Genomic DNA, 10,441 nt, shown 5'->3' on the forward strand with positions numbered 1-10,441 from the left:
TACGGCGGGGGTGAACAGGGTCCCGGGCTCCCCCGCCGCCAGCCGGGGCAGGAACCCGTCCAGCCAGGCGGCGAAGGCGTCCGGCGCCAAGGCCCGGCGCATGAACTCCACCTCCATCAGGGCCGGCGACAGGAACTCATCCTGCGACGGCTCCCACGCCTGACAGGACCGATCCTCGCCGTGCCATTCCGCCGCCTTTGCGCATATGAGGGCGTTCAGCGCCGCGTCGCCCCACTCCATGGCAAGGCTGAGGGCGAAGGCGGTGTTGTAGTGCGTGCCGACCCGAACCGGATAGGTCGCCAGGGGCAGATAGGCCATGAACCGGTCCCGGAACGCCTGCGCCAGCGGTCTCAGGGTCGCCGCCCACCGCCGTCCGTCATCCGTCTGGTGCCGCTCCAGCTCCGCCGCCAAGGCCAGCAGCCAGCCCCAGCCGTAGGGCCGCTCGAAACCCCGGCTGGTCGGCCGGTCCAGATAGGCGCGCTCGGCCGCCACATTGGTCTGGGTGAACAGGTCGTCCGCCAGCGCCCGGATGTGCGCCGCCTCATCCATATCCGGATACAGCCGCAGCACCGTGAACAGGGTCCACCAGCCGTGCACGCACGAGTGCCAGTCGAAGCTGCCGAAGAAGATGGGGTGCAGCGCGCGCGGCCCCTGCACGTCCTGCGGCCCCGCCAGCACGTGATCCATCTTGTTGGGATACTCGCGCGTCACATGGCCCAGGGCGGTGCGGGCGTAGAGGGCGGCGATGTCGGGGGTCAGCTGGGTCATCAGAAACGGAACGCCAGAAACTGCATCAGGACGATGTTGGCCACGAGCATCATCAGGGCGGTCGGGATCTGCGCCCGGATCACCCCGTTGAGGGCGGCGTTGCGGTCGGGCAGCTCCAGCAGGTTCGCGGGCACCACGTTGAAGTTCGCCGCCATGGGCGTCATCAGCGTGCCGCAGAAACCCGCCAGCATGCCGATGGCGCAGACGATGGCCGGGTTGCCGCCGAACTGGAACACCACGAACGGCAGGCCCACCGCGGCGGTCATCACCGGAAAGGCGGCGAAGGCGTTGCCCATGATGACGGTGAACAGGGCCATGCCCACGCAATAGGCGACCACGGCGATCAGGCTGGCGTTCATGGGGATGACCTCGGCGATCAGCCCGCCCACCACCTCGCCCACCCCCGCCAGGGCGAAGACCGCGCCCAGCGCCGCCAGCATCTGGGGCAGGATGGCGGCCCAGCCCACCGCGTCCATCAACCGCCGCCCTTCCTGCAGCGGCGCCATGGCCGGCGGCTTCAGCATGGCTATGCCCACGCCGATGGCCAGCACGACCCCCAGCCCCAGGGCGATCAGGGTCGGGTCGCGCGGGTCGAACAGGGGCGTCCCGCCGATCTCCACCTCGGCCAGCCACAGGGTGCCCAGAAGCGCGGTCACCGGGATGATCAGGGCCGGAATGAACAGCCGGTTGCCGAACTTCACGGCCGAGTCCGCCCGCTCCTCCGGCGAGGTGGTGCGCGGCTTGCCCTGCCCCAGCCCGCCGATCCCCGCCAGCAACACCAGGCCGATCACCAGCAGGCCGTTCATCAAATCGCTGAAATAGCCGCCGAACAGGAAGCTGACGGCCAGCAGCCCCCAGAAGGCGGTGTTCTTGAACCGTTTGGGGTTCGCCCGATCCCCCGCGCTCAGCACCGAAAACGCCACGAACACCGCGCCGGCCAGAATGTAGATCCACTGAAGGGTGATCATGATCTGACCTCCCCCGCCCCATCCTCATCCCTGGTGGCGCTACCGCCCGTCGGGCTGCTTGAGCGCGTAGGCGTGGCGCTCGCCACCTCCGCCGCGATGCGCCGGTCCAGCAGGACCAGCCGCGTGCCGTGGATCAGCAAGGCCACGATGGCCGTGGGAATGGCCCACACCGACAGCTCCAGCGGCTGCACGATGATGCCGTTCTGCTCCAGAAAGCCCTTGATCAGAAGGATCGAGGCGATGGCGATGAAGATATCCTCGCCGAAAAACAGGGCGATATTGTCCGCCGCCGCCGAATGCGCCCGGATGCGGAACCGCACGGCGTCCGGCAGGGGTCCGTGCCGGGTCTCCGACGCCGCCTCGGCCATGGGCGCGATCAGCGGCCGCACCATCTGGGGATGGCCGCCCAGCTTGGTCTGGCCCAGGGCGGCGGTGACCTGGCGGGCCACGAAATAGCCCAGCAGCAGACGCCCGGTGGTGGCGCCGCGCACCTTGCCGATCAGGATGCGCGCCTGTTCCTGCAGCCCCGACCGCTCCAGCAGGCCGATCACCGGCAGCACCAGCCAGACAATGGAGATGTAGCGGTTATTGTTGAACGCCGCCCCGAACGCCTCGACCGTCTCGACCAAACCCAGACCGCCTGTCACTCCCGTGGTCAGGGCGGCGGCCAGGATCACCAGCAGCGGATTGAGCCGCAGCACGAACCCGGCCACCACGACCGCGATTCCCAGAAGCACCCACATGGACCATCCCCCGATTGATCGGGGGATGGTTGCGCGGATTCTGCGGCGGCGAAAGCCCTATCGCCGGACGGTCAGCGCCGACCCCGCATAGGTCACCGTCTGCTGCGGCGCGGCGTCCACGTTCCAGGGCGCCTCGCCCGATCCGTCGATGAAACGCACATGGACCGTGCGGCTCGCGGGCATGCCCGGATACGCCCCCTGGCGCGCGCCGATGGTCAGCACCCCGGCGGCGTCGTCCCAGGTGATGGGCATGGTGGCGAAGGCCCCGCGCTCATAGCCGTAGGTGGTGCCCTCGTCGCTGTAGAGATCGAACGATCCGTCAGCGCCCACATAGACGTTCAGGGTGATGGGGCCGTCCAGAGCCTCGGCGGTGTGCTGGATCGCCGGGCCCGTGGGCACGATCGATCCCGACCGCACGAACAGGGGCATGCGGGCCAGCGGCGCATCCGCCGTGATCGCCTGACCGCCCGTATGCCGCGCGCCGCTGTTGAAGTCGTACCAGTCCGCGCCCCGGGGCAGCCAGACCTGGCGGCTGCGCGCCTCATGCTGATGCACGGGGGCGACCAGGAAAGCCCTGCCGAACATGAACTGGTCGTTGACCTCGCGGGCCCGCTCGTCCTGCGGGAAGTCCATCACCAGACCGCGCATGATGGTGCCGTCGCGGTGATAGGCCTCGGCGCCCAAGGTGTAGATGTAGGGCATCAGCCGGTAGCGCAGACGCAGGTAGTCGCCCAGCGCCTCATAGACCTCGGTGCCCTCCGGCGCGATCTCCCACACCTCGCGATAGGGATACTCGCCGTGCGAGCGGAAGATGGGCGTGAAGGCCCCGAACTGGAACCAGCGCAGGTTCAGCTCGCGCCACTCCGCCTGATCCTCGGGGGTGATGTCCTCGGTGGTGTAGCGCTCCTCCACCGAGAAGCCGCCGATGTCATGGGTCCAGTTCGGAATGCCCGACAGGCCCACCTGCACGCCGGCCGAAATCTGCTCGCGCAGGTCGTCCCAGCGCGGCACCACGTCGCCCGACCACAGGGTCGAGGCCGTGCGCTGCAGACCGCCCCAGGCGGCGCGGGTCAGGATGTAGGCGCGCCGGTCCGGCTGGGCCTCGCGCAGGCCCTCATAGACGCCCTCGGCGTTGACCAGCGGATAGGAGTTGAACACCAGCGCCGCCGGGCCCGCCGCCGTGGGACCCATGCGCAGGGTGCGTTCGCGCCGGTCCAGGTTGGAGTGCATGTCCGGCTCCACCGAATCCAGCCACCAGCCGTCGAAGCCCAGCCCGTGCAGGTGCTCGCGGATCTGGCGCCAGTACAGCGCCCGCGCTTCCTCGTGATACGGGTCATAGAAGCTGTTGTTGTAGCCGGGTCCGACCCAGTCGCGGGCGCCCACCTCCACATTGCGGGTGTACATGCCGCCGATGGCCGCGAGCTCGCGGTAGTGCTCCGTGGTCGGATAGAATTTCGGCCAGACCGAAATCATGATGTTGATGTTCTGGTCGTGCAGCTGGTCGACCATGCCGCCCGGATCGGGGAACCGTGACGCCTCGAATTCGTGGCTGCCCCAGGCGTTCTCGGGCCAGTAGAACCAGTCCTGAACGATGTTGTCGATCGGCAGGTTGCGGCTGCGATAGCCCTCGGCCACCGCCAGCACCTCGTCCTGGGTGTTGTAGCGCTGGCGGCTCTGCCAGAAGCCATAGGCCCAGCGCGGCATCATCACCGCCTCGCCGGTCAGGTCGCGGTAGCCGGCGATCACCTGATCCAGATTCTCACCGCCGACGAAGTAGTAGTCCACCGCATGGCCCACCTCGGACCACAGCGACAGGGCCCGGTCCTGCTCGGCCGGCAGCGGGTCCAGATGGCGCAGGGCCAGATAGCCGTCGTTGGGAATCCACTCGACCCGGATCGGAACCCGTCGGCCGGCCTCCATCTGGATCTGGAAGTCGTGGTTCCACGGATTCCAGTTCTGGCGCCAGCGGTCCATGACCAGCTCGCCGTCCACCCAGACCTTCACATAGGACGAGGCGTACAGGCGGAATTTGTGCTCGCCCGAGACGGTCGGCTCGAGAGTGCCTTCCCATGTGACGGTGACGCCCGGCTGGCCCGACCGGCCCATGTCGCCCACCTGCGCCGGCTGGCCCGGCTGCACCTTGAAGCCCGGCGGCCAGCGCTGGTGATCGCGGATGAACTCGTAGTTGATCTGGTTCTCGATGCGCGACAGGGCCAGCTCGCCGTCCTGGAAATAGCTGGCCGTGAGCCCGCCGAAATTGCCTTCGGAGTCGCGCACGATCAGGCGCTGATCCAGCATGCCGTATTCGCGCGGGTCGCCGAACCGGGTCAGGCTGTTGTTCTCCCACAGCACGCCATAGCCGCGGCTGGAGGTCATGAAGGGCACGCCGGAATCGATGTTGTGCTGGGTCAGCTCCACATCTGCGCCGCGTTGGTTCATCAGCCCCTGCTGATGCTGGCCCAGGCCGTAGATGGCTTCGTCGGGCGCAGCCTCGAACAGCTGGCGCACGGAGTGGAAAGAATGCACCCCGTCCTGATCCTCGACCATGAAGGGGCTGATCTCGCGCCCGCCCTCGCGCTCGGCCAGCATGACCTCGCCGTTCGCATCCAGGAACCGCACCCGGCCCGTGGCTCGCGACACCTCGGCCGTCATCTCGGGCGTGGAGACAAAAACATGGCCGCCCCGGGTCGTGACCTCGAATCCGGTTTCGGCGGCCTCGGCGGTCACCATCAGGCTGTCGGGCAGGTTGGCGAAATCGGCCGCCGGCGTCGCCGTCACATGGATGATGCGCGGCCCCATGACCCGCAGGCGGACCCGCCGCGCCGGCCCCTCGGCCGGGGTCACGATCACCCCCGTAGCCGTGCGCTCGACACCGGCCTCTTCGGCCTGCACCACCGCTGCGGCCGGCGCCGGGGCGAACAGAACGCCCGCAGGAACGCCCATGGCCAGCGCCATGGCGGCGCCCGTCAGCAAATGTCTCATGGTTTCCACTCCCGTCAGTTCTGGTCGGCGCCCACGGCGCGCATCGCGCCCGCCCGCGCCTGATCGCTCAGCCGGACCCGCAGAAGCACGGGCCGGTCGGTGAAGTTCAGGCCATAGTCAGTCTGGTCGCCGTTCCAGCGGCGCTCGAACACCCATTCGCCCGCGTCATTGAAACGGCCCTGCTCGACCCGCAGGATCTGCCCGGTCCGCCCATCATCCAGCGGCTTGCGGTCAAAGCTGACCCGGGCCCAGCGGCCCGTGACCACGTAATCGTCCTCGCCCAGCCGGGCGACGATGGCGCCGCCGTTCGGGTGCTCGCGCTCGCGCGGCGGGATGTCGCCCAGCCAGGTCCAGTCGTGCATGCCGAACTGCCACAGCCGGAACCGCACCGTCGCGGTCCACTCGCCCAGGTCCAGCACCTGTTCGGCGCTGTCGTCCGGCTCGCCGGCGCCCCACACATCGCCTTCGAAGGCCGCGCGCGCCCACACCCGCTGCCACGGCGCGACCAGGCGATAGAAATCGCGGAACGGGGTCAGGGTCTGCTCCGTCACCTCCCGCGCGCCGAGGGGGAAGTTGGCGTAGCCGGTGTAATCGACGCCGAAGGGCGAATAGCCGATCCCGCCCCGGCCCATCACCTCGAACAGATACCGGGCATAGGGCGCGTCATTGCCCGTCTCGGCCACGAACAGGGCGTTGTCAGGACGGGCGTACCGGTCCAGATGCCCCTCATAGACCACCGAGCCGCGCTCATAGATGTCGGGCGACAGGAAATCGATGGCCGGGGCCGCGGCCTGCCACACCTCGATCACGTTCCACGTCGGCCCGCCCGAGGCATAGGTCATGGGATCCTGATAATTGACCGGATCGCGCAACGCCGCGTTGGCGTACATGGGCAGGGGATATTCCGCCTTGCCCGCCTCGGCCACCTGACCGACGTACCAGCCGATGGACCAGGCGTGGAAGAACTCGTCCGCGTCCTCGCCGAACACCTCGCCCCAGCTTCCCGGCTGACGGCCAAGCCGCTGCAGCAGAGCCTGCGGCACGGGCCCCTCGAACAGGGCCTGCGCCGCCGGGGAATAGTCCCGCACCGAGCCGTAGGTGCCGGTCTCGTTCTGGGGCTGCACCATGATGACGGTGCGGTGGGCGGAATCGATGTCGCGGATATGGGCCATCAGGGCGGCGAAGGCGCGCCGGTCGGCGGCCAGGGTCTCGGCCCCGTGCGGCGACAGGGCGTAGGACGGGGTCCCGTCCCGCTGTATCAGGCGCGGAAACCGTTCGGTGTCCAGCTTGACCCACTCGGGCGCGTATTTCGGCGCCGTGTTCTTCCAGGTGGCGAACCACAGCAGCACAAGCCGCACGTCGTGCTCGCGCGCCTGCCGCACCAGCGTATCCACGAAGGAGAAGTCGAACTCGCCCTCCACCGCTTCGACCTGCTCCCACGCGATGGGAACCTGAACGGTGTTGGCGCCGACGAACGCCACCGCCGGCCAGACGTCGGCCAGCGCCGCCTCATAGTTGGATGAGTTGTTGACCTGCGCCGCCAGCATCAAGAACGGCGCTCCGTCCACCATCAGGGCGTGGCGGCCGTCTTGTGTGACGACCTCCGGGATCGGTTCGCCCCCGTTCTCCCCGCACGAGGCGGCCGCCAGCATCAGTCCCGCGCCGGCCAGTGCGGCCATGAGAGGTCTCAGGAATCGGAAGCGGGCGGAAAAGGTCATCGGAATCTCGGCCGTCGTCGACAGGAATGGCGGCGGTCGCGCGCCCCGGGCGGGATCATCGCCCGGGGCGCGGTCTCGGTCACGTCAGAAGCGCGCGCGCAGCACCACGGCCACGCGTCGGTCGGTGTCGACCCAGCTGTAGCGCGGCATGCGGTCGGCATAGCCCACCCGCAGGATGGTGCGTTCCTGGGTCAGGTTGGTGCCCTGCACGCCCAGCTTCACGTTCTCGGTCACATCGAAGAAGATCGACCCGTCCAGCTGGCCATAGTCTTCGGCCCACACCGGGGCGTTGATGTTCGCCGCCGAGGTGGTCAGCAGGTACTGCTCGCGCCAGTTCCAGGCCAGGCGGGCCGAGATGCCATGGCGCTCGTAGAGGGCGGCGATGTTGTAGCTGGACGGCGACATGCCCTCCAGCGGCAGGGCCAGATTGGCGCCGCCCACCTGCACGGGATCGAAGATGTTGACCGCCGTATTCGCCCCGCCGTCGCTGTCGATATAGGTGTAGTTGGCCTGCAGGCCGAACCCGTTCAGCCAGCCCGGCAGGAAGTCGAAGAACTGCTGGTAGGCGATCTCGAAGCCCTGGACGGTGCCCTCCTCGCCGTTCTGCTGCTGGGTGACGTCGAAGGTGTAGGTGACCCCGTTGTTGGTGAAGGTCTGCTGGCTGACGCCGGAATAGATGTAGTCCTTCACCTTCTTGTAGAACACCACGCCCGTCAGGCTGCCCTGGGGCGCGAAATACCACTCCAGACTCAGGTCGAACTGATCGGCGATGATCGGACGCAGGTCCGGGTTGCCGGCGGTGCCGGTGAACGGCGCCACCGGGTTCAGGGTGTAGCCGTCCGCCTCGAAATTGATGGCCAGCTGCGTATAGGGCTGCATCTGGTTGAAGTCCGGCCGCACCATGGCGCGCGAGGCGGCGAAGCGCAGTTGCACCTCCGGCGACAGATGGGCGCGGATGTTCAGGCTGGGCAGGACGTTGTCGTAGGAGCCGCCCGCCGGAACCCCGTCAAGGACCCCGCCCTGGCTGAACTGCTGCGCCGCGTTGAAGTCCCCGCAGTCCGCCGGATTCACCGCCGGACAGGCGGCGGCAGCCGGAACGGGCAGTTGCACACGCCCCTCGGTCGCCGTCTCCGTGCGGACGAAGCGCACGCCGACATTGCCGTCCACCGGCCAGGGCAGGGCGCTGTCGTGGCCGAAACGCAGCAGGGCGTAGGCCGCCTGGGTCTCTTCGTCCTGCCGGGTGACGCCGCCGGTGGGATTGTCGCCGGTGGGGTTGTAGTTGTCCCAGTCCGCCACCAGCGGCGACCAGCCCCAGCCCTGCCCTTCCGGCCAGGGACGGCCGGTGATCGGGCTCAACAGGGTGTTGGCGTAGGCCGTGCCGCGGCTGACCAGCGACGCTGTGGGCAGCCAGAAGCCGCCGGGCACGGCGATGTCGCCCCGGAAGAAATTGTTGAACCCGTAGTATTCCGCATGGGACGGCAGGCCGGGGCTGGGCGAGGTGTCCGTCAGGTAGACCGCCGGATAGTGCCAGGTCCCGCCGTTGTCGTTGGCGAAGCCCCAGTACTGGGCCGACAGAATGCTCCAGTTCCAGTTGGACTGGCGGGTGATGTAGGTCTTGTCGGTGGCGCGATAGCCGAAGGTGAAATTCCGCAGCCAGCCGCCGACGTCATCAAAGTGATAGGTGGCGTCGCCGCGCCAAGCCAGGGAGTCCGCCTCATTGGCCTCGATGTGGTCCATGGCGAAGCCCCAGTAATACTCCGAGGCCACGTCCAGGTTGGCGCCCGTTATATTGATGCCGGGCACGCCACCGCCGATATTGATCATGGCCTCCAGCGGCGTGGTGCCCAGCATTGACCGCTGGGTGCCCACGGTGAAGCTCAGGATGTCGGCGATGGATTCCACGTACTGGATGTCGCCGCTGAAATCCCAATTTCCCGCGGTGTACTCCAGTCGCAGCGAGTAGTCCGAGGTCTCCTTGTGGTCCTCGCCATAGCGGGTGTTGCCGTCATAGGTGATGCCCTCCATGGTCCCGCCCTGGGGTCCACCCACGCCGTTGCCTGTGGGCCAGCATCCCCAGCCGCCTTCGTGATAGCCGGTCAGGGTGCCGCCGGTCAGGACGCCGTTCTGGTAGGTCAGGCCCGCGCTGGGGCACAGGGTGGTGGCGTCCTGGATCCCGGCCACGCGCTCGATGTTGGTGGGGTCGGCCTCGGAGTGGAAACCCTGGAAGGTCAGGGTGAGGTCCGCCGTCGGGCTCCACTGCAGCGCCAGCGCCACGGCGGTGCGCTCCTGCTCCCAGCGGCCGTCACGCCAGCCCAGATATTTCGGATGATACACCGTCGTGCCGTCCAGCCGCGTGACCGGGTCGAAGCGGTCGGTGGTGATGCTGTTGGTGCGGTTGCCGACACTGGAGTAGCTGATGTTGGCCAGAAGGCCGATCTCGCCCGCCCCGGTCATCCAGCGGTCGCTGAAGATGCCCGACCCGGACCAGTAGCCCTCCTCCATCATGTCGCCGTAGTTGTAGTCGGTCGTGAAGGCCAGCAGGCGTCCGGCCTGGTCGAACGGCAGGCGCGTGCGCAGATTGACCGTGCCGCCGACGCCGCCCTCGATCTGGTTGGCCGCCGGGTTCTTGTAGACGTCCACTCCCGCCAGCAGGTCGGCCGAGATGTCCTCGAACGACAGCCCCCGTCCGTTGCGGGCCGAGAAGATGTCGCGGCCGTTCGTCTCGGACCGGACCCAGGAGAGGCCCCGGATGAAGACCCCGCCGCCCTCCGCGGCCAGACGGGCCGGGTCTCGGGCTTCATTGGTGCGCTGAAGGGTGATGCCCGAGATGCGCTGCAGGGCCTCCGACACCGACCGGTCCGGCAGGGCGCCGATGTCCACCGCGGTGATCGAATCCACGATCACATCGGAGTTGCGCTTTATGTCCTGGGCGCTCTGAAGACTGGCGCGCAGACCGGTGATGACCACTTCCTCGACTTCGGTGGCCTCGTCCGGCTCCTGCGCCGTCTGGGCCAACGCCGGGGCGTTCATGACGCCCAGAGCGATCAAGGACACGCCCAGAGACAGGGCGAATTTCGAGACGCGATTACCTTGAGACATCTTGTGCCCCTCCCCGTTTCAAATGCCCCTCGACGCCTGTAGCCGGCGCTTGGAGGGTGCTCTCCCATGTGCACATCCGGACCAGCGTCTCACCTCGCCGGTATTTTCAAATATGCAATAAGTTTCTACTACAGGGTCTGTTTTGTTAGCGCAACCAATTGCT

At 67.9% G+C, this 10,441-nt stretch carries 6 protein-coding genes; all 6 read right to left on the bottom strand.

Going from position 1 to position 10,441, the window contains the following annotated elements; genetic code table 11:
* On the bottom strand, window positions 1-768 hold a 768-nt coding region (locus C0461_RS11420), incomplete at its 3' end, for a DUF2891 domain-containing protein (RefSeq protein ID WP_292107015.1).
* On the bottom strand, window positions 768-1,736 hold the full coding sequence (locus tag C0461_RS11425) for a DUF979 domain-containing protein (RefSeq protein WP_292107017.1): 969 nt from the start codon (window positions 1,734-1,736) through the stop codon (window positions 768-770). The genes C0461_RS11425 and C0461_RS11420, both read right to left, overlap by 1 nt.
* On the bottom strand, window positions 1,733-2,479 hold the full coding sequence (locus C0461_RS11430) for a DUF969 domain-containing protein (protein WP_292107019.1): 747 nt from the start codon (window positions 2,477-2,479) through the stop codon (window positions 1,733-1,735). The genes C0461_RS11425 and C0461_RS11430 overlap by 4 nt, the downstream gene beginning before the upstream one ends.
* A gap of 57 nt (window positions 2,480-2,536) precedes the next feature.
* On the bottom strand, window positions 2,537-5,461 hold the full coding sequence (locus C0461_RS11435; RefSeq protein ID WP_292107021.1) for a TIM-barrel domain-containing protein: 2,925 nt from the start codon (window positions 5,459-5,461) through the stop codon (window positions 2,537-2,539).
* A 14-nt stretch (window positions 5,462-5,475) separates the two neighbouring features.
* Window positions 5,476-7,140 carry a DUF5597 domain-containing protein gene (locus C0461_RS11440; RefSeq protein WP_292107023.1) on the bottom strand — a complete coding sequence of 555 codons (1,665 nt, stop codon included), beginning with the start codon at window positions 7,138-7,140 and terminating at the stop codon, window positions 5,476-5,478.
* 123 nt (window positions 7,141-7,263) lie between these two features.
* Complete coding sequence (locus C0461_RS11445) at window positions 7,264-10,278, bottom strand: TonB-dependent receptor (RefSeq protein WP_292107025.1); 3,015 nt, start codon at window positions 10,276-10,278, stop codon at window positions 7,264-7,266.
* Between the last annotated feature and the right edge of the window lie 163 nt (window positions 10,279-10,441).

The sequence above is a fragment of the Brevundimonas sp. genome (assembly GCF_013823285.1).
Lineage (GTDB): Bacteria > Pseudomonadota > Alphaproteobacteria > Caulobacterales > Caulobacteraceae > Brevundimonas.

Coding starts and splice junctions, on each gene's coding strand:
- C0461_RS11425 (WP_292107017.1), bottom strand. CDS start 1,736: ATGATCACCCTTCAGTGGATCTACATTCTGGCCGGCGCGGTGTTCGTG.
- C0461_RS11430 (WP_292107019.1), bottom strand. CDS start 2,479: ATGTGGGTGCTTCTGGGAATCGCGGTCGTGGTGGCCGGGTTCGTGCTG.
- C0461_RS11435 (WP_292107021.1), bottom strand. CDS start 5,461: ATGAGACATTTGCTGACGGGCGCCGCCATGGCGCTGGCCATGGGCGTT.
- C0461_RS11440 (WP_292107023.1), bottom strand. CDS start 7,140: ATGGCCGCACTGGCCGGCGCGGGACTGATGCTGGCGGCCGCCTCGTGC.
- C0461_RS11445 (WP_292107025.1), bottom strand. CDS start 10,278: ATGTCTCAAGGTAATCGCGTCTCGAAATTCGCCCTGTCTCTGGGCGTG.